The organism is Bradyrhizobium sp. cf659 (assembly GCF_900113725.1).
Classification (GTDB): Bacteria; Pseudomonadota; Alphaproteobacteria; order Rhizobiales; family Xanthobacteraceae; genus Bradyrhizobium.
On record NZ_FOQJ01000003.1, the window covers coordinates 529,460 to 555,844 of the forward strand.

A 26,385-nucleotide genomic window follows, 5' to 3' on the forward strand; every position below is an offset into this window, starting at 1 on the left:
CCCTGTGGTAATGGGTCCTGGCTTTCGCCAGGACGACATTGGAACGCTTCAGCCAACAGAGATCTGCACCATGCCCCCGATCTACCGCGTCGACGGCAACAGCGTCGTCACCAGCCCTGACGCCGCCGGCCCGTGGGACCGGCGCATGCAGCACGGCTCGGCGCCGGCGTCGCTGGTGACGTGGGCGGCCGAACGCATCCCGACACCGGTGCCGATGGCGATCGCGCGCGTCACCATCGATCTGATGCGCCCGGTGCCGGTGGCGCCGCTCACGATCGAGACCGAGATTTTGCGCGAGGGCCGCAAGATTCAGCTCTGCGAAATCAAGCTGCTCGCCGACGGCGTGCAGGTCGTGGGCGCCACGGTGCTCAAGATCAAGACGCAGGCGCTGGCGCTGCCGGACGACGTCAAGGAGCTGCCGGTCACCTTGCCGTCGCCGGAGGATTCACTGGTCGAGGACGGTCATGCCGCGACCAGTCCGTTCGTGCGCTCGGTCTCGATGCGCGCCGCGCGCGGCCGCTTCGGCCAGGCCGGTGCCGGCGCGATCTGGTTTCGCGTCGACCATCCTCTGATCGAGGGCGAAGCGATCTCGCAGGCCATGCGCGCAATGGTCGCCGCCGACTTTTCCAACGGCACCGCCTCGACGCTCGACTTCCGCGCCTGGACCTACATCAACGCCGATCTCACCGTGAGCTTTGCGCGCCAGCCGGTCGGCGAGTGGATTTTGCTGGATGGCGACTCCTGGATCGGCCCCGACGGCGCGGGGCTCGCGATGTCACGGCTGGCGGACCGGCAGGGCTATTTCGGCCGCGCGGTGCAGAGCCTGGTGATCGAGAAGCGGTGAGCGTGACGGCAAGCGCCGTGATCGCTCCTTGAGCCGATTGAACGGCAGACTTCCGCCGCCGCGGAAGGGATGCCCTGGTCGCGAGCCTCTTCTTGTCCGGAGGTCTCTGTTCGACGCCAGCGTCCTGCCAGTTCAACTGCCGTAGACGATCTTGATCTCCCACAGCAGGACAATAATGGCTGTGATCAACGTGATCGCGGCCACCGCACTTTCCAAGGAAGCGACTCTCATTTGATACTCCGCTTCCCAGCCCCATCAGCGGTCTAGTTGATTCGTTGATTCGCCCGCAATCGCGCGGACGGCGTGCCTGCAAAGTCCCTTGCGCGCTGTTGTTCGCCGGTCACAGCGACACCGTAAAATCCCGGGGTCGGGCGCGGGAGCCTGTACGGCGCTGCCTGCCACAAGTTGCAGATCGAGATGACTACCCCACCATCCGGTCCCGCCCGCTCCAAAATCCCGCGCGCAGCACCTTCTTGTCGACCTTGCCGACGCCGGTCATCGGCAATTGCTTGACGAACTGGATCTGCTTTGGCGCATGCGCCGACCCCTTTCGCGTCTTCACGAAATTGATCAGCTCGTCCGGGTCGGGCTTTGCGCCTTCGCGCGGCACGACGATGGCGGTGACGGCTTCGCCCCATTTCTCGTCAGGGATGCCGACGACCGCGACCATCGCGACATCTGCGTGCTGAGACAGCACGTCCTCGACCTCGCGCGGAAAGATGTTGAAGCCGCCGGAGACGATCATGTCCTTCTTGCGGTCGAGGATGAACATGTAGCCGCGCTCGTCCTTGCGCGCGATGTCGCCGGTGTGGACCCAGCCGTTCTTCAGCGTCTCGGCCGTGACGTCAGGCCGCTTCCAGTATTCCGCCATGACATGCGGGGCGCGCACGCAGATCTCGCCGGCCTCGCCCGTCTTCACCTCCTGGTCGTTGTCGTCGAGGATCCTGACCTCGCAGGCCGCGATCGGGAAGCCGCAGGACAGGAACAACTCCGGCGTCCTGGGATCATGGTCCTTCTTGCGCAGCACCGAGATCGGATAGCATTCGGTCTGGCCGTAGAGCTGCGAGAACACCGGCCCGATCCGTTCGATGCCCTCGATCAGCCGGCTCGGCGACATCGCGGAGGCGCCGTAGAGCACGAGCTCGAGCGAGGAGAGGTCGGTCCTGCTCAGCGCGGGATGGTCGAGCAGCACGTAGATCATGGTCGGAACGAACAGCGTGAAGTTGATGCGCTCGCGCGCGATCGTCGCCAGCACGGCCTCGGGATCGAAACCCTTCAGCATGTGCACGGTGCCGCCGCGCATCAGGGTCGGCAGCACTTTGGTGCCGGCGACATGGCTGATCGGGGCGACCGTGAGATAGCGCGCACCTTCCGGGATTTCGAAGTCGGCGAGGATCGCGGCGGCGGCCCCGGCATTTTCGCGATGGTAGCGCAGCGCGCCCTTGGATTTGCCGGTCGTGCCGCCGGTATAGTTCAGCGTGGAGAGATCGTCAGGGCCGGCGAAGCAATGCGCGCTGGCATGGCCTTCGATCTCGATCGCCTGCAACAGATCGACGCCATAGTCGGCCGGTCCCATGGTGAAGACCGCCTTGAGGCGGCTCGCACTCGCGGCAAGCTCGCCGCCGCGATCGCGGAATGCGGCCGCATCGACCACCAGCACCTCGGCCTCGGAATCCTCGAGCTGGAACAGCTGGTCTCCGCGTGATCCCAGTGGATGCAGCCAGGTGATGCAAAGCCTCGATAATTGCGCCGCGACACCCGCGCACCAGGTGTCGGCGCGGTTCGCGGTGAGGAAGGCGACGCGTGCGCCGGGCTGCAATCCAAGCCGCATGAACACGCCCTGGATGCGTCCGATCAGGTCGATGGTGCCCCGATAGCTCAGCGATCCGCCGGGCCAGGCGAAAGCGGCTCGGCTCGGATAGCGCGCCAGCGCCTGCAGCGTCTGCGCACAAGTCGGTGGCGATGCGTGGAGCGGATCGGACATATGTTTCCTCGTTGCTTTGTCATCGGCTTCTGGCGTGCCAATGTTGGCTGTAACGCTAGCACAGGGAATGCGGGATGGAACGGCAAAGCCCGCGCGAGGGAGGCATGCGTGACGTCAGATCGACTGCAACGTTTCCGCGATCGCCTCGCTCTGCCGCTGATCGCCGCGCCGATGTTTCTGGTGTCGGGCGTCGAGCTCATGGTCGCGGCCTGCGGCAACGGCGTGATCGGCAGCTTTCCGAGCGCGAATTGCCGTAGCACGGAACAATTCGACGAATGGCTCACCGACATCGACGCGCGGCTGCGGCAGCATGAAGATCACGCCGGCCGCAAGGCCGCGCCGCTCTGTCCAAACCTGATCGTGCACCGCTCCAATGCGCGGCTGGAGCAGGACCTCGCCGTGCTGCTGCGACACAGGCCGGAGATCGTCATCACCTCGGTCGGCTCGCCTGCGCCGGTGTTGAAGCCGCTGCATGACGCCGGTGCGCTGGTGCTGGCGGATGTCGCCTCGATCCGCCACGCCGAACGTGCGGCGGAAGCAGGTGCCGATGGGCTCGTGCTGCTCACTGCCGGCGCGGGCGGGCAGACCGGCTGGCTCAATCCGTTCGCCTTCGTCCGCGCGGTGCGCGCATTCTACGACGGCATCATCGTGCTCGCGGGTGGCATCAGCGATGGCCGCGCGCTGCATGCCGCGGAAGTGCTCGGCTGCGATCTCGGCTATATGGGCACGAAGTTCATCGCGACGCGCGAGAGCATGGCGGATGATCGTTACAAACGGATGCTGGTCGAGAGCTGCGCCGACGACATCCTGTTGACCACCGCGTTCACGGGACTTCAGACCAGCATGCTGAAGCCGTCGATCGTGGCCGCTGGGCTTGATCCCGACGACCTGCCGGCGCGTGGAGCGATCGACATCGCCAAGGACATCGACGTTACCGCGCGGGAGAACCGGCCAAAACGCTGGCGCGATATCTGGAGCGGCGGGCACTCGACGTCCGGCGTGACCGATGTGCTCGCCGTCGGCGATCTCGTTGCGCGGACGGTCGCGGAATATCGCGCGGCGGGTGGGCGGTAGGTGGCTTCGTCATGCCCGGCCATGACGATGCGGAGACTTCCAGCCCCCGTCACAGTTAATCCTGCATAGCTCCATCCCCCTCACTTAACGGCAGATTAACCATCGCCCGCCAAGAATCCCCCTCAAGGCCGCCAGGCAGGACCGAGAGGGACAGGCGATGGACTTCGATTTTCTCAACTCCAAGACGGCGGCTTCGCTGGACGAAATCCGCGTCCGCGTGGCCCATGCGCTGGCCCGCCACCCTCTGTGCCGCAACGTGCGCTTCGATATCGTCAGCGTCCCCCGCACCCGCCGGGGCGGCAACTGGACGGTGACGCTGCAATCGGTCGAACCGCGCGCGGTGTGGGAGGCCTCCGAGATCGTGGCGGACATCCAGGATGCCTACGATCTGGCGCTAGCGGCCTGATTTTACTCGGCTTTTTAGCCGTGTCGCCACAGGCATGGTGATTGTCGCCTCAAAGGCACACTCAAGCCTTAATTCGTTCCTTTTTCCCGGGCACCGTTGACAACATCGTGAACCGGCCCCTCCCCCCGGAGAGACGTTTGTCCAAAGCCATCACCATCGTTGTTCTGACCTGTTTTCTCGTCCTCGGCGCCGCCACCACCGCCATTCTCGGACGCGACAGCGTGCCCAGCGTCAGCGCCGAGATGATCACCCAGGTTCCACCGAAGCCGCTCGCGACCAACCGCGCCGCCAAGGCCGACCGTCTGGTTCCGACCCTGGCGCTGGCCTCGGCCGCGTTCGAGCCGGTCCAGGTGCCCGCCGACAGGCTTGCGCAGGCGCCGGTTTTGACCGAGCCGCTGCGCCAGGCCTTTGCCGCCGCCACTCCGTCCGATTTTCAGATGCCCAAGACAGGTTCATCGGCGAACGTGAACGAGGCGCCCGCGGCGGAAGTTCCTGCTGTCGAAGTGCCGGCCAAGCCGAAAGTCGTCGCCAAGCCGCAGCCGCAGAAGTCCTATTCGCTGCTCTCCGACGTTCAGATCTCGGGCATCAAGGATCGTCTGAAGCTGTCGTCGTCGCAGGAATATTACTGGCCTTCGGTCGAGACTGCGCTGCGCAACGTCGTCCGCAGGATCCAGGCGAACAAGCTGTCGAATCCGAACGCGCCGCCCGGTGCGCAGATCGATCCGAATTGCGACGAGGTCCAGCAGTTGAAGTCGGCCGCGATGCCGCTCCTGTTCCAGCTGCGTGACGACCAGAAAGAGGAAGTGCGCAAGCTCGCCCGCATCATTGGGCTGGAGAAGGTCGCGCAGCAGATCTGACGCGCGGTTTCCCGAAAGGGTCATGCTCAAACAATGAGCTAAGGCGCGATGGCGAGCCATCGCACTTTGGGGAACCGCCGATATCAGGAACATCCGGCAATCTCCAGGCGTTGCCCGCTCCAAAAGAGGGAGTGGACCAATGCGCGCCTCGACAGCCTATTTCGTCGGTGCCGGAACCATCGTCGCGGCCATCGCCATTGGTCTCGGGGGCGGCATCGTCGCCGGCAACATCATGAATCCGGTCGCGCCCAAGCAGGGGCCGGATAACAGCAAGATGGCGCAGCGCGCCGAAGCCGCGACCGCGCCGGCCCAGAGCAATGCGCCGTCGGAGCGCGTGCAATATCTCACCGGCTCGCAAGCCTTCGGCACCACGATCGACGCGCCCGCGCAGGCGCGGGACGACGCGAAGCCTGAGACAAAGCCCGACGACACGCAGGCCGCTCGGGCGAACGCCGAACCGCCTGCGCCGCAGCCATCGCAAGCGGCCGCAGTCGAGCCGCCGAAGCCGGCACCGCCATCGCAAGCTGCAAAGCCCGTCGAGCAGCAGGCTTCGACAGAGCCGCCCCCGTCACCTGACAACGCCTATGCCAAGGCGAGGGATTCTGACGTGAAGCGCGCCGCGTCCGAACGGCGCCGGATGGATCGCCGCGAGCGTTGGTCCGAGCGTCACCGCTATGACTCCCGCGATCCACGCGGCATGCGCGACCGGACCGATTGGGACGACGTGGCCCGCAACATTCGCGAAGACTCACATGCACGCGACTACGCGGGCCGGCCGCGCAGCGGCTTCCCGCAGATCAGGCTGTTTGGCCCCGACGACGACTAGCGCCTAACCCAGGATCGCGGCCGCTGCGCTCTCGGCAATCAGGATCGTCGGCGTCTGGATGTTGCCGGAGACCATGATCGGGATCACCGAGGCATCGGCGATATGCAAGCCGTCAATGCCGCGCACCTGCAACCGCTGCGGATCGACGACGGCGAGATCGTCCGTGCCCATCCGGCAGGTCGAGGCGGCGTGATAGAGCGTGGTGCAATGGCCGCGGATATAGTCGGCGATCTCGGCATCGCTCGCGGCTTCCGCGCTCGGCGTGATCTCGCCCTCGATCATCTCCTTCAGCGGCGATTGCGTGGCGATGCGGCGGTTGATGCGCACGCCTTCGATCATGGTCGCGATGTCGCTGCCGCTCGCATCCGACGCGAAATAGCAGGGGTCGATCGCGGGATGTTCGATCGGATCGGCCGAGCGCAGCGTGATCCGGCCGCGGCTGTTCGGCCGCTGCAACGTCGCATGCAGGGTGATGCCCGGCCTGGACGACAGGAAGCGGACATAGTCGCGGTGCGGGCTGATCGCGCCGTAGAGCTGGAGGTCGGGCTCGACATCGGGGCGGCTACGCACATGCGCGCCGGCGGCGACCCAGGGCGAGGTGCGCGGACCGCTGCGGCTGGTTTCCCACTCGGCAAGGCTCGCGGCCAGATTTTCCTCCGTCCAGGCGCCGACGCCGATCTTCTCCTTCGTATAGAAGGTGATGGGAATGTTGATATGGTCCTGGAGATCTCTGCCGACGCCTGCCAGCTCGTGCACGACGTCCACGCCGGCCGCCTTCAATTCGTCGGCAGGACCTACGCCCGACAGCAGGAGTTGTTGCGCCGAGCCGATGGCGCCGGAGGCGAGCACCACCTCGCTGGTCGCGAAGGCGCTCTTCGGCTGCCCGTTCTCGAGATATTCGACGCCGATCGCGCGGGAACGCTCGATGATGATGCGGGTCACGCGCACGCTTGTCTTCAGCGTGAGATTGGCGCGCGTCAGCGCCGGGCGCAGATAGGCCTTGCCGGTGCCGAAACGTTCACCGTCCCTGATGACGAACTGGAAGAAGCCAGCGCCTTCCTGGGTGGCGCCGTTGAAATCGGGATTGTGCGGAAGCCCTGCGGCCTGCGCCGCCTCCAGCCATTTCAATTCATTCGGGTCGACATGGGGAACGTCGGCGACGTACAGCGGCCCGCTTGTGCCGTGCAACCGGTCGTCGGTGAAGCGCGCATTGTTCTCGAAGGCGATGAATTTCGGCAGCACGTCGCGCCACGCCCAGCCTGCGCATCCCGCCTTCTCCCAGCCGTCGTAATCGGAGGGCAGGCCGCGGATATAGATCATCGCATTGATTGCGCCGGAGCCGCCGACCATCTTGCCGCGCGGCCAGAAGATGCGCCGGCCGCGGCAGCCCGCCTGCGGCTCGGTATAGTAGCTCCAATCGACCGCCGTGTTGAACATCGTCGGCCAGTCCGACGGAATGTCGGACGCGAGCGGCGCCGCCCGGCCTGCCTCCAGCACCAATACCTTGCGATGTGGATCGGCCGACAGCCGGTTGGCCAGCACGCAGCCGGCCGAACCGGCGCCTATGATGATCGTGTCGTACATTGAAGGGCACTCCGCGCAGAAACTTCCGCTGCGGAGTGCTTGCAAGATTTGTGCTCTGGACGCGCCTCGTCATTCCGGGATGCGTGCGCAGCAGGCAGGCCCGGAATCCATTTATCCGCAGAGAACGTGGCGAGATGGATTCCGAGTTCGCTCCGTTGGAGCGCCCCGGAATGACCGCTAGCTCACCCCCCGTGCGACTCCACGACCTTGCGGCAGCCGTCCGAAAGCTTCGACTTGTTCTCGCGCAGGCAGGCGTTCATCTGCGGCGGCTTGCCGACATGTTCGGCGCAGAATTTGCTGGCGTCGCCGCGGCAGGCCATCTGCTCCTGCAGCGTCGGACCGGATTGTGCCGCGGCGGGCAGGGCGGTGGCGGCGAGCAGCAGCGCGGCAAGAACCGAAATCTTCATAAAGCACCTCTTTGGGATTGTCGGTGGTCCCGTTTGGGATCAAGCGGGCGGACCATCTCGCGAAGGCTTGGTGCCGGTCCATGCCATGTTCATGGCATCGGCTCGCGCTTCTGGCCTCGGTACCCCCATCTTCATGGCATGTATCCGTGCGCCGTCTTTTGCCATTCAGACTGCACGTCGGCTGCGAAACCCGGTGATTGCACCGGGACGCCGAACGGGAAGCAGGAGAGCAAGATGTCGAAAAGAGCGGGAGCGCTGAGCGCCGGGCTGACGATCATGGCGCTGGCGGGTGCTGCGATGGTGTCGCTGGGCACGAGCCCGGCGCAGGCGGTGGTCTATTGCAAGACGGTCGGCGTGCCCAAGGGCTGCGTGGTGCGGCCGACGGCGGCGGTGGTGGTCGCGCCGGGAGCCCCGGTCGCGGCGGCTGCGGTCGCGACGCCCGGCGTCGGTGCGCCCGGTGTCGGCGTACGTGCCGGGACGCCGATGAATCGCGGCGGTCCGGTCAATCGCGTCGGCATCCGCTGAGCTTTTCTTCACCTCGCTCCGCTTGCGGGGAGAGGTCGAATTCGAGCGTAGCTCGAATTCGGGTGAGGGGGACTCTCCACGCGTCCAACTGTCGCCGTCCTTGCGGAGACGCCCCCTCACCCCGACCCTCTCCCCGCAAGCGGGGAGAGGGAGAGGAAAGACTTCGGGCGAAGGGATGACTTGCGGACGAACCCCCCCCGTCCTCCGCATGAAAAACATCCGGCCCGTTCCCTCTCTCCGCGCGTCCCACACGTTCGGGGAGGGGGCTTTTCAGCCGGCAGCGGCGTCGCTGTCGGGAAAGATCTGCGGCAATTGCAGCCGTACCCGCGTGCCCGAGGCATCCGAGCTCAGATCGAGCACCGCGCCGCAGCGCGCCGCGCGGCTTCTCATGTTGCGCAGGCCCCGTGCGGTCTGGCTCGTGCCCGCGGCTGCGCAATCGCCGGCCAGCGCAAAACCACGGCCGTCGTCGGTCACGCTGATCACGCCGTACGGCCCCTGGTTCGCGTCAAGCGTCTCGATGGTGACCGCGATATTGCCGGCGTGCGCGTGCTTGACCGCATTGGTCACGGCCTCGTCGAGGATGCGCACGATCTGGATCACGTGCCATGGCCTCAACTCGGGATGCAGCGGCAGGCCCTGCGGCGTCGCCACGCGCCAGTCGAGCGCGATCTCGTGCGGCCGCAATTGCATCGCCGCGCGCTCGCGCCAGGAGCCGAGCGCGAGCATGAGGTCGCCGCCGATGTCGTCCATGGAGTCGATGACGAGACGGAGATCCTTCAGTGCCGCGCGGGCGGCGTCCGTGATCGTCGCGCCCTCATGGCCGCGCTCGGACAGCGCGACGATGCTGATGAGCTGGCCGCCGAGGCCGTCATGCAGGTCGCGCATCAGCCGCGTGCGCTCGTTGGCGAGCGCGGCGGCACGGGCGCGCGCCTCCTCGCGGGCAAAGCTTGCCTTCAGCCGCTCCTCGGCCTCGCGCACGCGTGTCACGAGCTGGCCGGCGAAGCTGTCGACCTGGTTCAGCGCGCGGGCGAAGCGCCAGGTCAGCCCGGCGCCGATCGCGACCAGCATCGCCGAATAGGACAGCCGCGTGACGAAGGTGCGATCGTCCCGCACGAACTCGAACGCCGAGAGCATGTCGTGAAACCAGCAGGTCAGCACGATGGTCACGGCGCAGCCGAAGGTAAAGCTCGCCGCGTCCTGCCGCCTGATCACCGCCCACGTCAGGATGACGACGAGCAGCATCAGGCACACGCCCACGGTCGGCACGCCGAGGAACAGGAAGGTGATGCGCGGGATCGGCTGGCCCGCAAAGAGCCCGACCAGCAGGATGACGAGCCCCGGCACGAACAACAGCAGCCCGTAGCGCGGCCAGCGCCAGCCGAAGAACAGCACTGCGAACGTCACGACCAGCGCGCTCTCGATCGGCGCGGACGCCAGCAGGATGGCGGCCAGCCGTGGATAGGGCGCGGGCGGTAGCGGCGCCGGCGCGAAGGCCTGCATCGCGCCGACCAGCATTCCCGCCGCCAGTACGCCATAGACCGGCTCGTGGCGTCGCATCAGCCACATGATGGCGAGGATCACCGCCAGCAACGATTGCCAGGCCGAGAACACCACGGGCAGCGTCACGAACAGCAGCGTGCGCGTCTCGTAAGCTCCCCGCAGGCTTTCGTCCGGTCCGACATAGACGGTGTCGAGGAAGCCTCGCAGCGGACCCCACACCAACAGCCGCACGGTGATGTCGTTGCTGCCGTCGCGCAGCAGCGATGACGGGATCACTGTGATCTCCGGCGTGTTGCGGTCGGGCCGGTTGGCGGTGGGATCGCGCCTGGAGTCCAGGATCGCGACGCCGTTGACCGCGACCTCCACGCCATTGCTGAAGCGTGGCAGAAAGACCGACCAGGCCGTGTTTTCCGCATCGGGCTTGAAGACGAAGGTGCCCGAATAGAGCGGCGGGTCCTGGAGCGAGTAACGCGACGAGGTGAAATGCGGCAGCGTCACGGGACGGCTCGTGCCGTCCTCCCGCAGCGAAAATCCGCTCAAGGCAAAATCATCGGGGTCGCTCGGCTGGAGCAGCCGCAGCCCGAGGATGGTGGCGATCACGATCAACGCCTGGAGCAGCAGGTAAGGCACGAGGCGCGCGGCCAGCAGCCGGCGCCGTGCGGGTTTGACCGGTGCCTTCGCCGCGATTTCGCTCACAGCTTGATCAGGCCCTGCTGCACCGCCTCGAACACCGCTTCGCTGCGCGTGTGGACCTCGAGCTTGCGATAGATGTTCTTGATGTGCCCGGGCACGGTCTGCCTGGACAGGCCGAGATGGCTCGCGATCTCGGCATAGCTGAAACCCTTGGCGATGCCCCAGAGGATGTCGATCTCGCGCGGGGTCAGCCTTGCGGTGTTGAGTGCGGGGCCCGGCGGCGGCTCCGCCGAATTTTGCGTTCGCCGCACGATGAAGCGGGCGATCGAGGCCGAGATCGGCGAATGGCCGGCGACCAGATCGCGCACGGTGGTGGCGATATCGGTTGGGAAGGCGTCCTTGAGGAGGTAGCCGGTGGCGCCGACCGTGATCGCGGAGATCACGCTCTCCTCGTCGCCGAGCGCCGAGATCACCATGATCTCGGTATCGGGAAAGCGCTGCCGGACCTCGCGGATCAGCTCCACGCCGTGGCCGTCGGGAAGCCTGAGATCGGTGAGCAGCACGCGCGGTGCCGCCTCGCCCAGCGCTGAGCGGGCCTCTCCCAGCGTGCCGGCGCTGCGCACCTCGTAGCCGGCCTTGACCAGCGCATCCTGGAGCCGCCAGCAGGTCGGCGCGTCATCCTCGACGAGGAGGATGGTGATGGCTTCACCCGTCTCGCCCTGTTCGCTCATGTCCATCGTCCCGCACCGCGTGTCCCCCGCGGCGCGAGGTCAGCTTAACCGCGGCGCGGACGTCGCGACACCCATAATCATGGGGGCGGCGATGAGGCGGCGTCCGGGACGCGGGGACCTACTGCTTCGTCGCGGCCGGTTTATCCGTCGGCATGGGCGGGCTCGGCAGTCGCTGCACGACGATACGCGCGGTGCCGGCATTGTTCTTGTAGAACTGCTCATAGGGCCCCTGGACCGCGTCGAGCTTCGCCGGCCGCAACGGTGCCGGCAGCAGTGGTGGGTAAATCTGCACGGCGTCGTTGACGTAGAAGAACAGATCGCCGGCGTCGGGCGCGACGAATTCCGCCACCAGCCGTCCCGACAGTTTCTGGTTCTCCCAGATCGTGCGCGCCGTGGGATCCTTCGGCACCGGCTCGAAAGGTCCGAGCTTGCCGACAGCGAGCTTGAGCGGATTGTTGTCGGGAAGTGCCTCGAACTCCTTCGTCTTGTCGAGCTGGGTCGGATACCTGCCCTTGCGCTTGTCCGCATCGTCCTCGAACGGAATGGTCGGATTCATCCGGCGCGGCAATTCGTCGGCCGGCATGACGTTGACGGCCTGCAGCGGAATGTCGCTCATTCCCTTCGTGCCGACGCGTACCACGGGCTGGAACCAGGCGGCGCCGAACTGACGGAGTGTCGGCAGGGCGAGGTAGTGAGGCGTGAAATAGGTCGTGAAGCCGTTTGTGCCGCTCATGATGGTGCGGTCGAACCAGGGATCCTCGATCTCAACCCAGACGCGGTATTTGCGGCCCTTCTCGACCGCGAGGCCGCTCCACCAGCAAAACTCCTTTGTCGCGAAACGGCCGCGCGCATCGATCGGCTCGTCGGGCACCGGCGTTCCGGCCTCCGGCCCGGACGTCGTGCAGATATTGCCGGTCGCAACGCGCGCCGTGAAGATGCTGGTCGCTCCAATCAGCAGTGCGGAATAGAAGATGATGAGCAGGAAGGCGCCGGGCAGCACGAACCTGGCGAAAATCCAGCGGGCCGGCCCCGCATTCAGCCGCATCCATCGGGCGAAGCGGAGCAGCATGCCGGGCTCGTCGACATGCCGCTGGCTTGCCATGCGACGTGGCCTGCTCCAGGCCAGCCGCGCGCGTTCCTGGATGGTGTCGCGCAGCACCGTGCTCCTGCGCCAGATCAGGTACGTGATGGCCAGGACGATCGAGGTGGCGAACGGGTAATACAGCGTGATGTCGAGCCACGGCGCCGCATAGGATGGCAGGACGTTCCTGACGAGATTGGCGAGCGGACCCAGCACGGCGCCAACGAGCCAGTCGATGGTGGCGATGATGTGCAGCACCACCGTGCCTTGCAGGCCGTTGTCCTTCGACACCCCGATCAGGCTGCGGGCGATCCACGGCCAGATCGCGATCACGCCGACCATGACCAGCAGCGAGAAATAGGCGACGCGCCGCCACCACACGGTGTCGCGCGTGAGCCTGGCCATTTCGGCGCTGGGCGTGTTCATGTGGGTGAAGTCCTCGGCCTCCTTCTCGCGCCGCGGGCCCTTGGCTTTCGCGAGATAAGCCTGCTTCATCTCCTCGCGGGTACTGTCCTCGACGAGGTTCAGCTTGCTGCCGTCCGGCATCAGCGCCAGCGCGTCCGCCGGCAGCATGATCGGCGCGTAGTCGTCGCAGCCGAACAGCATGCGTTCGATGACGGCGAAGTGCACCACCGGCAGCCCGCCATTGACTTCACCGGCGAGGACCGGGCGTGGTCCGTAACGGTAGAGCACGGCGGCGCCGCTGCGCGAATCGTGCTTCGGTCCGATCGCCGATTGGTATTCCCTGAAGTGCTCGATCTCGCCGTCCTGGAAACGGAGCCTGCCGTCGAGCTGATCGGTCATCCAGACCAGCGGCACGAAGGACAGCGTGGAATCCGGATAGCCGCCGCCGATGTCGGAATGCACGCCCGTGAACCACACCTCCTTGACCGTCTGGTCGGCCGCCAGGTGGCTCTGGTCGATCCGCAGCGGATGGAAGGTGGTGCGCTCGTCGTCCAGCGCCAGCGCATGACAGATGTGCTTCACCTTGCGCGAGGGCCGGTGATTGCGAAACGAGATCGGCCAGATCGCCCAGTCGATCGCGACGCGCAGCTCCTCGATCGGGACGCCGAAGGCCTCGACCGTGTCGAACAGTCCCATGAATTCGATGTCGACGTCCTTGCGACCGTTCATCGCCGCCCGGACATCGGCGTAGGAACGGTGCCCGCAGATCGTATGATAGAGATAGAGCAGGAGATCGCGGATGAAGCGCGCGATCCAGATCGTCGGCAAGCTCTTCTTCAATGGCACGGTGTCGCGGCGGTATTCCCGCCACGCGGCCATGGCGTTGCGCTCCATCTCCTCATGCGACACCGGCGTGCCTTCGATCTCCGCCGGCACGAGGCCCTGGCTCGCGATCATGGACGCCAGCGTACGCGCGGTGAAGGCGCCGCGGCTGAAGCCGAAGATGTAGATCTCGTCGCCAGGGCGCCAGTTCCAGCACAGGAAGCGGTAGAGCTTGCGGACGTTGCTGGGCACGCCGATGCCGGTGGCGCCGTCGAGCGCTGCGAGTGGTGCCCAGCCGGCGGTGCCCACGCCCTTGATGTAGTGGGTGATCTGGTCCGGCTGGGTGTGGTCGAGCGCCTCGTAGAGACGCCAGACGCTGGATTCCTGGGTGGTGAACGCGTTGCCCGTGCCGTCGGCGAACAGCACCAGCTTGCGTTTGGAGGAGGCGGAGCCGGCCGTCCCGCCGGCATTCATATCGCTAAGTGGGTGTTCCGATCCGGCAATATCAGCGTTCCGCTCGCCATCATGATGTGGCATGGGCTTCTCCGGCAATTTCACGAGGAGCGCTTCAGGCCCGGGCCGCGCAGCACTCCTCGGATTCAATCAATGATTGCGTCAGAAAATAAGGTGTATTCTGCACACAATCCCGCTGAGGTAGCAAGCTGGAACGTGCAGTCTCGCTGCGGTCGGACGCCGCGGAATGACGGTCGCGAAAAGCAATCGGTTGTGCTGGCCGGCGTTCCGGACGGCTAGCGGACAGGGAAGTGGGGGTTACGGCTTCGCCGAACCACCCTGCAAACCTACAATGTCTCCACCCGCGGCGGCGGGTAGCGCCGCGCCAGCGCCGACAATGGCAGGCGCCGCTCGCCTTCCGGCAACTCCAGATAGGCCAGCACGAGCGGCCGCTTCCAGTCACCGATGCCGAAATCCATCGCGGTCCATTTCTGCGGCTCGGGGCCTTCGAGGCCCCGGACCCAGACGAAATAGCGGGGGAGGTCGTCGGCGTCGGCTTCCGTCGTGCGTCTCCTGGCCATCAAAGCTGCTCGCTGCAACACCATGCGCTGCTGCAGGATATAGGTATTGACCTGGCGAAGTCGAACGCCTCGACGGTCGTTCGTACCGGCACGCACGCGGCCTGCTGCCGGCACAGAGCGTCGGGGAGGCCGACGTCGATTGCACGCGGCACTTTCGCGTCACTGCCAGAGCCGGCTCTCCGCAACCCGGTTGATGTCGGCGAGCCGCCGGTCGGCGTCGGCGTTCAGGTCGATGCTTGCAACCAGCGCCAGCAGACGGTGATAGGCGCCGTCGGCGAGCTCGACCGGCAGCGGGGCCTCGTCAAAGGCCTCGACATAGCTGCCGACGAGACCGCTCAACAGGCGGCACAGGCCGCGCTGGGCGGGATCGTCCCGGCCGAGCGTCTCGAGCTTCTGCTGAAATGTCCGGAAGGTGCGCAAACCGTGGTGCTGCTGCGAAAGCCACGTGTGCAGGTCGTTCATGTGAGCCTCTTCGAATGACGGAAGAAGCTACCGGTTTATAAAGCAGGGTCGGGAGGATGAGAAGAGATTGAGCTACGTTGATCCAGTCCGTCTTCGCCAAGAGGCTTCGCCGGACACGCTTCACCCTTCGGTCTCGCATGGCTGCGCCACGCGAAGCCCGAAGGGCGAAGCGTGGTGCCCCTGGCCGGAATCGAACCAGCACTCCTTGCGGAACTCGATTTTGAGTCGAGCGCGTCTACCAGTTCCGCCACAGGGGCCCTCGGTCGGCCCCCAGTGCGGGCGTCGCGAAGCGGGCGGACTATAGCCATGGACGGGGCAGGGTCAACCCGCGCCAAAGTGATCCCGGCCGTTCTCGACAGCCGCTTGGGCCGGGGCTAGAGGCTAAGGAAAGCGACCCACCGGACGAGGCTGCCGTGACGACCCACAGTGCCGCAATACCTGCGTTCAAGCCGACGGCCGCGGGCCCCGCGCTGACCGCCTCGCTTCTCGTCACGCTGATTGCGGCAGCCACGATCGCGGGCGCCTGGTTCTTCCAGCTCGTGCTGGAGATCCTGCCCTGTCCGCTCTGCCTGGAGCAGCGTTACGCCTACTACCTCGCGATCCCGCTCGGCGCGCTCACCGCGCTTGCGGCGAGGAGCGGCGCGCCGCGGCCATTGCTGCTCGCGGGGCTTGCGATTCTGGCGCTCGCGACGCTCGCCAATGCCGGGCTCGGCACCTACCACTCCGGCGTCGAATGGGGTTTTTGGAAGGGACCGACCGACTGCTCCGGCCCCGTCGTCAATCTCGGCAATGCCGCCGATCTCCTGTCGAAGCTCGACACCGTGAAGGTGGTGCGTTGCGACGAGGTGCAGTGGCGCTTCCTCGGCCTTTCGCTCGCCGGCTACAACGTGCTGATCTCGCTGCTGATAGCCGCCATCGCGGCGTGGGGATTTGTGCGGACGGCGAAGCGGACGTAACTACCGTAGGGTGGGCAAAGGCGCGCTCTTCGCGCGCCGTGCCCATCGTTCATCGACCCGCACCAGTCGCTGGTGGGCACGCTTCGCTTTGCCCACCCTACGGCAGCTTTGCCCACCCTTCGAGAGTTTACGGCGGCTGCACCTCGTCAATCGTCCACGTCGTCCTGCGTGCGGCCGAACAGGTGCACGATGCCGGGCGTCGCGATCGTCACGAACACGAAGCGCGACAGATGATGGGCGCCGACGAAGATCGGGTCGATGTGCAGCGTCAGGGCCAAGGCCAGCATGGCGTCCATCGCGCCCGGCGCGAAGGCGACGACGACGTCCGAGAACTTCACCTGCGTGGTGAGGGCGACGATGCCGACGAAGATCGCGGAGACGGCGATGGCCACGGTAAACGACCCCAGCGCCGCGTTGATGTGGCCGGCGAGGGTCTTGATCCGCATCCGCGCGAAACGGCTGCCGATCAGGGCGCCGATGCCGATCAGCGCCACGCCGCGCACCCAGTTCGGCAGGCCGCCCTCGACCCAGCCGGCACCATGCAGCACGCTGGAGGCGATCATCGCGCCGAACATCCAGCTCGCCGGAAACTTGATCAGCCGCAGGACGAGCGCCGCGGCCAGCGAGGCCGCAATCAGCTCCACGAGGTCGAGCGGCGAGGCAATGGCCGTCGTCAGGGACGGCGCAGCAGAAGACGACACGCCCGCAAGCGCCAGCACCATCGGCAGCGCGGCGGTGAGGATGATGACGCGCATGGTCTGCACCACCGCGATGCCCGGCAGGTCGGCGCCGCGCTCGACCGCCAAAATCGTGATCTGCGACAGCGCGCCGGGGCTGCCGGCAAGAAAGGCCGAGGTGCGATCCCAGCCATGAACGCGCTGGAGGTAATAGCTCGAGCCGAAGGTCGAGCAGAAGGTCGCGAGTGCGAGCAGGCCGATGGTCAAAGGATAGGCGCTGACCTGCTGGATCAGGTGGCGCGAGACAACCGAGCCCAGCGAGATGCCGAGCAGCACCAGCACGGTCTGGGTCAGGATCGGCGGCAGCGTCAGCTGCCGGCCGGCGATCGCGGCGATGCCGACCGCGATCATCGAGCCCGAGATCAGCCCACCGGGGAGATTGGCGACGAGAAACACGAGGCCGCCGGCAGTGCCGATGACGAGTGTCTCCACCGTGCTCAAGATCTTGGCACGGCTCGGCCATTCGAACGGCAGGGAGGCGGTGATTTGCTTCACGCCGCCTTATGGCAAATCAGCGGGGGGCGCACAATTGCAGGCTCGTCATGCCGCAATGCGTGCGCCTCTCGCCGGGGCTCGTGGAGGATTATGACGGACTTACTTCTTGTCGGCGGCCGGGGCGGCGGTGCCGGCCTTCGCGCTCTTGATGCACTCGGAGCGGAATTTCTTGCGCTCCTTGCCATGCAGGCCCTTGGCATCCGCCTGCTTGGAGCATTCCAGCGACTCGGCCGAGCGCTCCTTCGGCGCCTTCTTGTCGGCGGTGGCAGCGGTGTCGGTCTTGGCTGCCGGCGCGGCGGTCTGCGCGAAGGCGGTGCCGGTGGCGAGCAGGGAGGCGAGGGCGACGGCGGCGAGGCGGGAGGCGAGGGTCATGGTGTTGCACTCTTCCTGGGAAAATGGCGAAGGGCTGGAACGTCGGCTCGCGTTGCTGAACGCGACATGAATGAGCCGAGCGACGGGATCACTATATTTTGGCGGCGAAAGCCATCGTATCCTTGTCGCAAGCGACTGGCACGCTAGGATAGCAATCCTCGTTTCACTTCCGTCGGGGAAGACCAAGGAGGAGACCAAAGGGATGACCATTCAGACAAAATTGTTGTGTGCGATTGTGGCATCGGGTGTTGCGGCATTGGTGGCCACCGCACCGGCGCAGGCGCTGACCTCGCAGGAGTGCAGCGCGAAATATCAGGCGGCCAAGAAGGACGGCTCGCTCGGCACCATGAAGTGGAATGACTTCCGCAAGGCCCAGTGCGGCGCCGACGCGACGCCTGCCGCTGCGCCGACCGCGGCTGCTCCGGCTGCGCCCGCCGCTCCGGCAGAGCCGAAGCAGGCGAAGAAGGAGGCAGCCCCCGCTGCCGCTCCGGCGCCGACATTGCCGGCCGGTCCCGCGATCTATCCGAACGCGATCGATCCGAAATACGCCAAGGAAACTGCTGGCAAGGCCCGCCTGCACACCTGCGTCGACCAGTACAACGCCAACAAGACCACCAACGGCAATGGCGGCATGAAGTGGATCGAGAAAGGCGGCGGCTATTACAGCGAATGCAACAAGAAGCTGAAGGGCGCCGCCTGAGCTCGACTTGACGCGGTGGCCGGAGCAAGGCTCCGGCCATTTCGCCTGAAGCATGATCCGGAAAAATGCGGTCGCGGTTTTCCCTCGCGACAAACGCGGAACGCGTTTGCGCGGAGATCACGCTCAAACAATGATCTAAAGCGCGATGGCGATTCGTCCTGATCGCATCGCGCTTTAGGCCAGCAGCTTCTCGGCCGATTTCGCCACGAGCTGCGAGCGCTTGCGCGGGCCGCGCTCGACGAACAGCAGGCTCTGGCCGAAGATGAAGCAGTAGAACAGGAAGGCCTGCGCCTCGGCCTCCTCGGCCTCGAGGCCGGTCGCGCGATAGAGCTCGGCGACGTGCTTGAGCCGCGCCGCATCCACGCTCGCCACCGCCGTCGCGGCGTTCTCGTCCGAACGGGCCCATTGCCGGATTGCGAGCTCGATCGCCATGCCTTCCGGGTTGAGCCGCTCGGAATAGAGCTGGATCACCGCCCTCAGCCGTTCGCGGGGCGCCTGCCCGTCGAGGCTCGTTTGCTGCGCGATCGCCGCCGCGCGCCCCTCGCGCCAGCGCTCCAGCATGGCCTCGAGCAACGCGGCGCGGTCGGCGAAGCGGCGGTAGAAGCCGCCCTTGGTGACGCCGAGGTTCTTGGCGAGCACCTCGACCCGCACCCCCTCGACCCCCGAGCGGGCGAGCTCGGTAAATCCTGCCTCGACCCAGACATCGCCCTTGCCGTCGCTCATGAAGAAAGCCCATCCGGTTCTTGATACGGTGCCGTATTGCTAACGCGGCAAGGCCCTGATACGCTACCGTATCAACAATCAAGAGGCGGGAAAAGCGCAGGGAGAAATTGCGATGGAGCAGGAGGCAACCTATCGCGGCACGGTCTATCCGTGGCAATGCGATCATGTCGGCCACATGAACATCATGTGGTATGTCGGCAAATTCGACGAGGCCAACTGGAATCTGTTCGCCCGCCTTGGGCTGACGCCGAGCTATTTGCGCAGCTCCGGTCGCGGCATGGCCGCCGTACAGCAGAACATCACCTACAAGCGCGAGCTGCTGGCCGGCGACATCGTTGAGATCCGCAGCCACCTGCTCGAGGTTCGCGACAGGTCGATCCGCTTCCGGCACGACATGACGAACGCCGAGACCGGCGAGATTGCCGCGTTCTGCGAGATCACCGGCGTGCACATGGATCGTGAGCTGCGAAAGTCCGCGCCGTTCACCGACGCCGTCCGCGCCGCCGCTTTGAGGCATCTTGCCGAACCGGCCGAGGCTTGAGCCATGACCGCGTTCGAGCCGAAGAACCCGGGCTATCGCGCCGCGGCCATTGCCATGTTCGACGGTCAGCCGGCGATGCGCACGCTTGGCATCACGATCGTCCGCCTTGCGCCGGGCGAGGTCGAGCTGGCGATGCTGCACTCGGCTAAATTCACGCAGCAGAACGGATTTGTCCATGCCGGCATCATCACGGCCGGGCTCGACAATGCCTGCGGCGTTGCCGCCTTCACCCTGATGCCGCACAAGGCCGATATCCTGACCGTCGAGTTCAAGACCACGCTTCTCGCGCCCGCCCGCGGCGCGCGCTTCGTCTTCAAGGCCGAGGTGGTCAAGCCCGGCCGTACGCTGACCTTCTGCGAGGCCAGGGCCTTTGCCGAGCACGAGGGCAAGACCACGCTGATCGCCACCATGACCGGGACGCTGATGGCGATGCTGCCCCGCGTTGCGGTCTCGCCCGAAGTGCGTGCGCCCGGTGCATAGCGGCGATTGACAAGCCTGCCGGCGCATTCCTTGATGCGACGGTCATGCTCGCGAGTCTCGGTCTCATTCTGCTCTGCCAGTTGATCGGCGAGGTGGTCGTGCGCGGTCTCGGCCTGCCATTGCCGGGACCTGTGCTCGGCCTGCTGCTGCTCTTGATCCTGCTGCTTTCCCGCGACCGTTTTTCGCTGCTCGCGCGCGGGCCGCTGCGCAATGACGGTGTGGAGACGGCAAGCAAGGGTCTACTCGCACATCTGTCGCTGCTGTTCGTGCCGGCCGGCGTCGGCGTGGTGCAGAAGCTCGATTTGCTCGCATCCCACGGCATCGCCATCATCCTCGTGCTCGCGCTCTCGGTGGTGGTGACGTTGCTCGCGACGGTGCTGACCTTCCGCCTCGTCAGCCGCCTCCTGAAGCAACAGGACGTGCGATGAAGGACAACCCGTTCTCGCTCTGGGTCTATCTCTCGCAGTCGCCGCTGCTGTGGCTGACCGTGACCCTGCTGGTCTATGCGAGCACGGATGCGGTGTCGCTGGCGAGCCGGCGTCATCCGCTCGCCAATCCCGTGCTGCATGCGACGTGGATCATCGGTGCGTTCCTGCTCGTCACCGGCACCTCCTACACCACCTATTTTGCCGGTGCGCAGTTCGTGCACTTCCTGCTGGGGCCCGCCACCGTCGCGCTCGCCGTGCCGCTCTACGAGAACCGCAAGCGCGTGGTGTCGTCCATCGTGCCGATGCTGGTGGCGCTCGTGGCCGGCTCGGTCACGGCGGTGGTGTCGGTCGTGCTGCTGGCCGAGCTCGCCGGGCTGCCGCGCGACGTCGTGCTGTCGCTGGCGCCGAAATCGGTCACGGCCGGCGTTGCCATGGGCATCGCCGAATCCCTGCACGCCGATCCTTCGCTGGCGGCGGTCGCGGTGATCCTCACCGGCATCATGGGCGCGATCATCGTGACGCCGCTGATGAACCACACCGGCGTCACGGATTTCCGCGCGCGCGGATTTGCCGCCGGCCTCGCCGCGCACGGCATCGGCACCGCGCGCGCGTTCCAGGTCGACGAGATCGCCGGCGTCTTTTCCGGCATCGCCATGAGCCTGAACGCTTTGGTGACCTCGTTCCTGGTCCCGCTGGCGGTCACGCTGCTGGTGCGATGACATCGCCGCTGCGACACTCTATATGAAGCGTAACACTTCCCGGTCTCCAACCGTATTTGCTGCGATGGGACCGAAATGGGACGAGATATGACCGGATTCAGGAATAAGGGCCTCTTGGTACCGACGCGGCGTGCGGCGCTGACGCTGATCGGGGCGGGCGCGCTCGCCGCGGGCGGCATCACCTCGGTGCTGGCCGCCACAGGCGATGACGAGGTGCTGACCGAAACCAAGGTGCTGCGCGATCCGGACACGCCCGTCGCCGGCAATCCCGACGGCAATATCACCATCGTCGAATGGTCCGACTACAATTGCCCCTATTGCCGCAAGCTCGAGCCCGAGCTGCGCCAGGTCGTCCAGGACGACGGCAAGGTGAGGCTGGTGATGAAGGACTGGCCGATCCTCGGGCCGGTGTCGGTCACGGCGGCGCGGATCGCGCTCGCGGCCAAATTCCAGGACAAGTACCATCAGGCCCATGACGCCATGATGGGCGTCAGCTCCCGCCTGACCGAGCCGCGCATCAATGAGCTTCTGGCTGCTGCCGGCGTCGACATGGACCGGTTGAAACGCGATCTCACCGACCACGCCAAGGACATCGACGCCATCCTCAAGCGCAACAACGAGCAGGCCGAAGCCTTCGGCTTCCGCGGCACTCCTTCGTTCATCGTCGGCAAGTACCGCGTGCCCGGCGTGCTCAGCATGACCGAGTTCGAGCAGGTCATCGCCGATGCGCGCAAGGCCAAGATGAACTAAGGCGCTCGCCGCAACTGACACGGCCAACACAAAGGCGCCGCCGCGGACCGCGACGGCGCCTTGTTCATGATGTCAGCAACGTTACTTCGACGAGATGCGGACCCAATCCTTGTGCGCGCGATCGCGCAGCGCATCCCAGTCGGCCTTGGCGACATCCCAGTTCACGATGGTGCGATTGGTGGTCGCGACCTCGCCATTGGCGACGGATGAGGTCGGCATGGAATCATAGACATAGACGCCGCCCGCGAGAAGCAGGGCGCCCAAAATCATTCCGAAAAAAGTCTTCATAGCGAACCTCCGGTGTCGCGCCGATAACGTCGGCACGGCGCGATGGTTCCGCGGCGATGCGGCGCATCTAAGGAGAGGTTGTTCATTCTCCGTTCAGCCACTCCAGCAGCTTCGCATTGATCTCGCGCGGATAGGTGTGGCTGAGATCGTCGATCTCGCGATAAATGACGTCGGCGCCGGCGGCGGAGAGCGCCGCTTGCGTCTGCCGCGCGGTCTGCACCGGAAACATCCAGTCGAGCTTGCCGTGGGTGATGAAGATCGGCAGGCGCTGCAGGCGCGCAGCATCCGCCATCTCCGCCATCAGCGGGTGGAAGGTCGCCGCCACCGGCGCGAGATGCGTAAAGGGCGAGGCGCCATCGAGCCCGCTGACGTAGCAGAAGGTGCCTCCGTCGCTCATGCCGGTCAGCAGCATGCGCGAGCCGTCGATGGTCCAGCGGCTGCGCACGGTCTCGAGGATGCGCATGAGGTTGGGCGTGTCGGCGTCGTCGCCCATCAGCGCCCAGGTTTGACCGGTCGCGGTCGGCGCCACCAGGATCGCACCCAGGCTGCGGGCATCGCGTAACCAGCTCCACAGGAAGCCACGGCCATTGCCGCTGCCGCCATGCAGCGCCATCACCAGCGGCATGGCGCGATCGGGCGTGTAATATTCGGGGACATAGACCGAGAAGCCGCCGCGGCTGCCGGGCTCGTTGCGATCGTGGAAGATGCCGGTGTGCTCGCCCGCGCCGGCCTCGAGCCGTGCCAGCAGGTTCTCATCCTCGCGCCTCGCGGCGTTGAGGAAGAAGCTGCTTACCGGCGGAAACTGCACTGCAAGCGGATAAAGCGCCTCCAGCGCGCGCGGCACGTGGCGCAGTGCGCGGAAGACGGCGACGAGATCGCCGTTGCCGCGCTCGACCTCGCGAATGCCGGCAAAGGCGGCGAGCGTCTCGTTGCAGGCACCATCGAGCCGGTTGCGCAAGCCGGCGAATTGTTCAGGCCAGGCGCCGATCGCGGCGCGCGCCGCTTGCAGCGCGTCGTCCGGCGCACCGATCGCGTTCATCACGGAGGCGAAGCCCGGCGGATGCAGGTTGCGGGCGAAGAAGCCGAGCGCCTCCAGCGCATCGAGCAGCGGCGGCAGTACGGCCACGATGTCGTCAACGACGGCCTCGGTCATCGCCGCTTCCTTGCTTCAGTTCGGCCGGTCAGTGCAGCTTCGGCGCCTTCAACAGCTTGAAGCGGTCGGTCGAGGTCACCGAGACGTCGAAGGTGACGCCTTCATGATGCACGGTGAGCGGCACGTCGACGCCGGCGGCGCCGAGCGCCCACATCTTCTTGTAGAAGGCGGTCTGGCTCGTGATCTTCTCGCCGTCCACGGCGAGGATGACGTCGCCGGTCTTGAGCTCGGCGCGGGCGGCCGGACCATTGGCGGAGATTCCGATCACCACCACGCGGTTGTCGATCTCGGTCGAATAGAGTCCGAGCCAGGGCCGCGACGGCTTGTTGACGCGGCCGAACTTGCGCAGATCCTCCAGGATCGGCTTCAACAGGTCTATCGGCACGATCATGTTGACGTGCTCGGCCTTGCCGTCGCGTTCGCGCTCGAGCTGAAGCGAGCCGATGCCGATCAACTCGCCGCGCTCGTTGAGCAAACCGGTGCCGCCCCAGTTCGGGTGCGCGGGATAGGTGAAGACAGCCTCATCCAGCAGATATTCCCAGTAGCCGGTGAATTCCTGCTTGGCCACGATCTGGCTCGCAACCGATCGCGTGCGGCCGCCGGCGCCGCCGACCACGACGCGGTCGCCGACCCGGGTCTCCGCCGAGTTTCCGAGCGGCAAGGGGTCGACGTCGAGCTCACCCAGCGCCTGCACGAGGCCGAAGCCGGTGACGGAATCAAAACCCAGGGCATGTCCTTCGACGACGCGCCCGTCTGCGAGGTGCAGCCACACCGATTCCGCCTCGGTGATGAGATAGCCGATGGTCAGCACCAGCCCGTCGTCGATCACGACGCCGTTGCCGGCGCGCTCGGTGCCCAGCGTCTCGGCGCTGAACGCGTCGGGCGGAATGATGGCGTGCAGGCCGACGACGGACGCGAGCGCGCGGTCGAGATCGAAACCGTAATCGCTCGCACGCGGCTGATTGGCCGGCGGCACTCTCCATTCGGTCAGGGCGGGCATGGAGTTCTCCTGGCTGAGTGGCTCCGCCGTGGCTAGCGGGACGACGCGCGAAGCACGCATAATTTAGGCCGGAGAAGGCCGTCTTGAAAGCCTCGTTCCTCAACTATTCCGCAGAACGCGGTGTGAAATCTTCGAAAGAGGCGGGATCGTTTCGCGCGCGGTCGGCGGCCGGCGGGCCTTCGATCCGGCATCCGCCGCATGGCTGCTGTCCGGCGAGGTGCTAGGCGCCGTGCATTGAAGCTGCTAACCATTGCCGCTTCGTTTGACCAAGAGATCACGGACCGAAGCATGGATAACCGCAGCGACATCTGGCGTGGCGTCGACACGATCAAGGCGCGTTTCATCGACCTCAGCGACAAGGTCTGGGGCATGCCGGAGGTTTGTTACACCGAGGCGCGGTCCGCCGCCGAGCATCTCGCCGAGCTGCGCCATCAGGGCTTCCGTATCACCGAGAACGTCGCCGGCATCCCGACCGCGCTGATCGGCGAATGGGGCGAGGGCGGACCGGTCATCGCCTTCATGGGGGAATATGACGCGCTGCCTGGCCTCAGCCAGGAGGCGGGCGTGGCGGAACACCGTCCCGTCGAGACCGGCGGCCACGGCCATGGCTGCGGTCACAATCTGCTCGGTTCCGCGGCGCTGCTCGCCGCGACCGCGGTGAAGGACTGGCTCGCCGAGAACAAGGTACCGGGCCGCGTGCGCTACTACGGCTGTCCGGCAGAAGAAGGCGGCGCGGCAAAGGCGTTCATGGTGCGCTCCGGTGCGTTCGAAGACGCCGACATCGCCATCACCTGGCATCCGCACAGCTTCTGGGAAGTGGCGGTGACGCCGTCGCTCGCCAACACGCGGGCCGACTTCATCTTCACCGGCCGCACCTCGCACGCCGCGGCCTCGCCGCATCTCGGCCGTTCCGCGCTCGATGCGGTGGAGCTGATGAATGTCGGCGTGAACTACATGCGCGAGCACATGCCGAGCGACGCGCGGGTGCACTACGCGCTGCTCGACACAGGCGGCATTGCGCCCAACGTGGTGCAGGCGCATGCGCGCGTGCGCTACTCGATCCGCGCGCGCGACCTGCCCGGCATGAACGAGCTGGTCGGACGCGTGAGCAAGATCGCAGAGGGCGCGGCGCTGATGACCGAGACCAAGGTGGAGATGAAGATCATCTCCGCGGTCTCCAACATTCTGCCGAATACGCCGCTGGAGCAGGCGCTGCATCGGGTCATGGAAGAGCTCGGACCGCCGCATTTCGACGACACGGACAAGGGGTTTGCCACCCAGATCCGATCGACGCTGAGCGACAAGGACATCGCCTCGGTCTACTACGCGATCGGGATGGAGCCGACCGATCGGCCGCTGGCCGACTTCCTGGTGCCGCTCGATGCCAAGCGCAACCCGCTGGTCGGCTCGACCGACGTCGGCGATGTGAGCTGGGTGGTCCCGACGGTGCAGGTTCACGCACCAACGGTTGCAATCGGCACTCCGTTCCACACCTGGCAGGTGGTGGCGCAGGGTAAGAGCCCGCATGCCCACAAGGCCATGGTGCAGGCGGCCAAGGCGATGGCGGGTATCGGCATCAAGGCGCTGACGGAACCGGAGCTGATCAAGGCCGCGAAAGCCGACCTTGTGAGGCGGACAGCCAAGACGCCTTATGTCTGTCCGCTGCCGGACCACGTCGCGCCGCCACTGACTATGTCCGTGGTGTAGAATTTCGTCTCGATACTTCGTCTGATCCGGCGAACAAATTTTTCGCAGTGCAACGTGGATTTCGGCGTGTTTTGACGCCGGATTGCCGAACGCTTGGGCTGCGGAACGCAGTTTTGCCCAACGGACAGCCAGAACACTGTTTGCATACACACGGTCGCAGT

The 26,385-nt window shown here is 66.0% G+C and carries 28 protein-coding genes and 1 tRNA gene; 14 read left to right on the forward strand and 15 right to left on the reverse strand.

Annotated features, from left to right (window positions below; translation table 11 throughout):
• Positions 1-70 precede the first annotated feature (70 nt).
• Positions 71-844, forward strand: a complete 774-nt coding sequence (locus BM118_RS16525) for a thioesterase family protein (protein ID WP_092186597.1) — start codon at positions 71-73, stop codon at positions 842-844.
• Between the two features lie 421 nt (positions 845-1,265).
• Here BM118_RS16525 and BM118_RS16530 read toward each other — a convergent pair whose 3' ends face one another.
• Positions 1,266-2,828, reverse strand: coding sequence for an AMP-binding protein (locus BM118_RS16530; RefSeq protein WP_092186598.1), 1,563 nt, complete (start codon positions 2,826-2,828; stop codon positions 1,266-1,268).
• 108 nt (positions 2,829-2,936) lie between these two features.
• On the opposite strand from BM118_RS16530, the gene BM118_RS16535 reads away from it, so the two are divergent.
• The 4 genes from BM118_RS16535 to BM118_RS16550 all read left to right on the forward strand — a co-directional run bounded on the left by BM118_RS16535 (position 2,937) and on the right by BM118_RS16550 (position 5,991).
• Positions 2,937-3,902: an NAD(P)H-dependent flavin oxidoreductase gene (locus tag BM118_RS16535; RefSeq protein WP_177234371.1), complete on the forward strand. Its 966-nt coding sequence runs from the start codon at positions 2,937-2,939 to the stop codon at positions 3,900-3,902.
• Positions 3,903-4,059: 157 nt separating this feature from the next.
• Positions 4,060-4,308 (forward strand): hypothetical protein, encoded by a 249-nt coding sequence (locus BM118_RS16540; protein WP_092186600.1) that lies wholly within the window; start codon positions 4,060-4,062, stop codon positions 4,306-4,308.
• A 137-nt stretch (positions 4,309-4,445) separates the two neighbouring features.
• Entirely contained in the window at positions 4,446-5,165 is a 720-nt protein-coding gene (locus BM118_RS16545; RefSeq protein WP_177234372.1) for a hypothetical protein, read from the forward strand.
• Between the two features lie 139 nt (positions 5,166-5,304).
• Positions 5,305-5,991: a hypothetical protein gene (locus tag BM118_RS16550; RefSeq protein WP_177234373.1), complete on the forward strand. Its 687-nt coding sequence runs from the start codon at positions 5,305-5,307 to the stop codon at positions 5,989-5,991.
• 3 nt (positions 5,992-5,994) lie between these two features.
• On the opposite strand, the gene BM118_RS16555 is transcribed toward BM118_RS16550, so the two are convergent.
• A complete protein-coding gene (locus BM118_RS16555) occupies positions 5,995-7,575 on the reverse strand; it encodes a GMC family oxidoreductase (RefSeq protein ID WP_092186602.1) in 1,581 nt (526 codons plus the stop codon).
• Between the two features lie 182 nt (positions 7,576-7,757).
• Positions 7,758-7,982, reverse strand: coding sequence for a cysteine rich repeat-containing protein (locus tag BM118_RS16560; protein WP_025575760.1), 225 nt, complete (start codon positions 7,980-7,982; stop codon positions 7,758-7,760).
• A gap of 234 nt (positions 7,983-8,216) precedes the next feature.
• Between BM118_RS16560 and BM118_RS16565 the strand changes: the two genes are divergently transcribed.
• Entirely contained in the window at positions 8,217-8,507 is a 291-nt protein-coding gene (locus BM118_RS16565; protein WP_027546962.1) for a hypothetical protein, read from the forward strand.
• A 270-nt stretch (positions 8,508-8,777) separates the two neighbouring features.
• Here the strand turns inward: BM118_RS16565 and BM118_RS16570 are convergent, their stop codons facing one another.
• The 6 genes from BM118_RS16570 to BM118_RS16595 form a co-directional block, all read right to left on the reverse strand.
• Positions 8,778-10,703, reverse strand: coding sequence for a sensor histidine kinase (locus tag BM118_RS16570; RefSeq protein ID WP_092186603.1), 1,926 nt, complete (start codon positions 10,701-10,703; stop codon positions 8,778-8,780).
• Positions 10,700-11,371 (reverse strand): response regulator, encoded by a 672-nt coding sequence (locus BM118_RS16575; RefSeq protein WP_177234374.1) that lies wholly within the window; start codon positions 11,369-11,371, stop codon positions 10,700-10,702. The genes BM118_RS16570 and BM118_RS16575 overlap by 4 nt, the downstream gene beginning before the upstream one ends.
• A 118-nt stretch (positions 11,372-11,489) precedes the next feature.
• Positions 11,490-14,216, reverse strand: coding sequence for a DUF2235 domain-containing protein (locus BM118_RS16580; protein WP_177234375.1), 2,727 nt, complete (start codon positions 14,214-14,216; stop codon positions 11,490-11,492).
• 263 nt (positions 14,217-14,479) lie between these two features.
• On the reverse strand, positions 14,480-14,713 hold the full coding sequence (locus tag BM118_RS16585) for a hypothetical protein (protein ID WP_092186606.1): 234 nt from the start codon (positions 14,711-14,713) through the stop codon (positions 14,480-14,482).
• A gap of 159 nt (positions 14,714-14,872) precedes the next feature.
• Entirely contained in the window at positions 14,873-15,175 is a 303-nt protein-coding gene (locus BM118_RS16590; protein ID WP_092186607.1) for a hypothetical protein, read from the reverse strand.
• Positions 15,176-15,347: 172 nt separating this feature from the next.
• A tRNA-Leu gene (locus tag BM118_RS16595) sits at positions 15,348-15,432 on the reverse strand.
• Positions 15,433-15,588: 156 nt separating this feature from the next.
• Here BM118_RS16595 and BM118_RS16600 point away from each other — a divergent pair.
• A complete protein-coding gene (locus tag BM118_RS16600) occupies positions 15,589-16,131 on the forward strand; it encodes a disulfide bond formation protein B (RefSeq protein WP_092186608.1) in 543 nt (180 codons plus the stop codon).
• A 146-nt stretch (positions 16,132-16,277) separates the two neighbouring features.
• On the opposite strand, the gene BM118_RS16605 is transcribed toward BM118_RS16600, so the two are convergent.
• Entirely contained in the window at positions 16,278-17,363 is a 1,086-nt protein-coding gene (locus BM118_RS16605) for an AbrB family transcriptional regulator (RefSeq protein ID WP_092186609.1), read from the reverse strand.
• A gap of 99 nt (positions 17,364-17,462) precedes the next feature.
• Positions 17,463-17,735 (reverse strand): PsiF family protein, encoded by a 273-nt coding sequence (locus BM118_RS16610; RefSeq protein ID WP_177234376.1) that lies wholly within the window; start codon positions 17,733-17,735, stop codon positions 17,463-17,465.
• 202 nt (positions 17,736-17,937) lie between these two features.
• On the opposite strand from BM118_RS16610, the gene BM118_RS16615 reads away from it, so the two are divergent.
• Positions 17,938-18,435: a hypothetical protein gene (locus tag BM118_RS16615; protein ID WP_092186610.1), complete on the forward strand. Its 498-nt coding sequence runs from the start codon at positions 17,938-17,940 to the stop codon at positions 18,433-18,435.
• Positions 18,436-18,609: 174 nt separating this feature from the next.
• On the opposite strand, the gene BM118_RS16620 is transcribed toward BM118_RS16615, so the two are convergent.
• Positions 18,610-19,158, reverse strand: a complete 549-nt coding sequence (locus BM118_RS16620) for a TetR/AcrR family transcriptional regulator (protein WP_092186611.1) — start codon at positions 19,156-19,158, stop codon at positions 18,610-18,612.
• Between the two features lie 112 nt (positions 19,159-19,270).
• Here BM118_RS16620 and BM118_RS16625 point away from each other — a divergent pair, with 112 nt between their 5' ends.
• The 5 genes from BM118_RS16625 (at position 19,271) to BM118_RS16645 (ending at position 22,076) form a co-directional block, all read left to right on the forward strand.
• Complete coding sequence (locus tag BM118_RS16625) at positions 19,271-19,699, forward strand: acyl-CoA thioesterase (protein ID WP_092186612.1); 429 nt, start codon at positions 19,271-19,273, stop codon at positions 19,697-19,699.
• 3 nt (positions 19,700-19,702) lie between these two features.
• A complete protein-coding gene (locus BM118_RS16630; protein ID WP_092186613.1) occupies positions 19,703-20,179 on the forward strand; it encodes a PaaI family thioesterase in 477 nt (158 codons plus the stop codon).
• Between the two features lie 44 nt (positions 20,180-20,223).
• Entirely contained in the window at positions 20,224-20,607 is a 384-nt protein-coding gene (locus tag BM118_RS16635) for a CidA/LrgA family protein (protein WP_092186614.1), read from the forward strand.
• Positions 20,604-21,326 carry an LrgB family protein gene (locus BM118_RS16640; protein ID WP_092186615.1) on the forward strand — a complete coding sequence of 241 codons (723 nt, stop codon included), beginning with the start codon at positions 20,604-20,606 and terminating at the stop codon, positions 21,324-21,326. Before BM118_RS16635 ends, BM118_RS16640 begins: the two co-directional genes overlap by 4 nt.
• An 87-nt stretch (positions 21,327-21,413) precedes the next feature.
• On the forward strand, positions 21,414-22,076 hold the full coding sequence (locus BM118_RS16645; protein ID WP_177234377.1) for a DsbA family protein: 663 nt from the start codon (positions 21,414-21,416) through the stop codon (positions 22,074-22,076).
• 81 nt (positions 22,077-22,157) lie between these two features.
• Here BM118_RS16645 and BM118_RS16650 read toward each other — a convergent pair whose 3' ends face one another.
• The 3 genes from BM118_RS16650 to BM118_RS16660 all read right to left on the reverse strand — a co-directional run bounded on the left by BM118_RS16650 (position 22,158) and on the right by BM118_RS16660 (position 24,517).
• On the reverse strand, positions 22,158-22,364 hold the full coding sequence (locus BM118_RS16650; RefSeq protein ID WP_092186617.1) for a hypothetical protein: 207 nt from the start codon (positions 22,362-22,364) through the stop codon (positions 22,158-22,160).
• Positions 22,365-22,446: 82 nt separating this feature from the next.
• Positions 22,447-23,517, reverse strand: coding sequence for a carboxylesterase family protein (locus BM118_RS16655; RefSeq protein WP_092186618.1), 1,071 nt, complete (start codon positions 23,515-23,517; stop codon positions 22,447-22,449).
• 28 nt (positions 23,518-23,545) lie between these two features.
• Positions 23,546-24,517 carry a S1C family serine protease gene (locus BM118_RS16660; protein ID WP_092186619.1) on the reverse strand — a complete coding sequence of 324 codons (972 nt, stop codon included), beginning with the start codon at positions 24,515-24,517 and terminating at the stop codon, positions 23,546-23,548.
• 288 nt (positions 24,518-24,805) lie between these two features.
• On the opposite strand from BM118_RS16660, the gene BM118_RS16665 reads away from it, so the two are divergent.
• The gene (locus BM118_RS16665) at positions 24,806-26,224 is read left to right on the forward strand and encodes a M20 family metallopeptidase (protein WP_177234378.1); all 1,419 of its coding nucleotides are present in this window, start codon (positions 24,806-24,808) and stop codon (positions 26,222-26,224) included.
• The last annotated feature ends 161 nt before the right edge of the window (positions 26,225-26,385 follow it).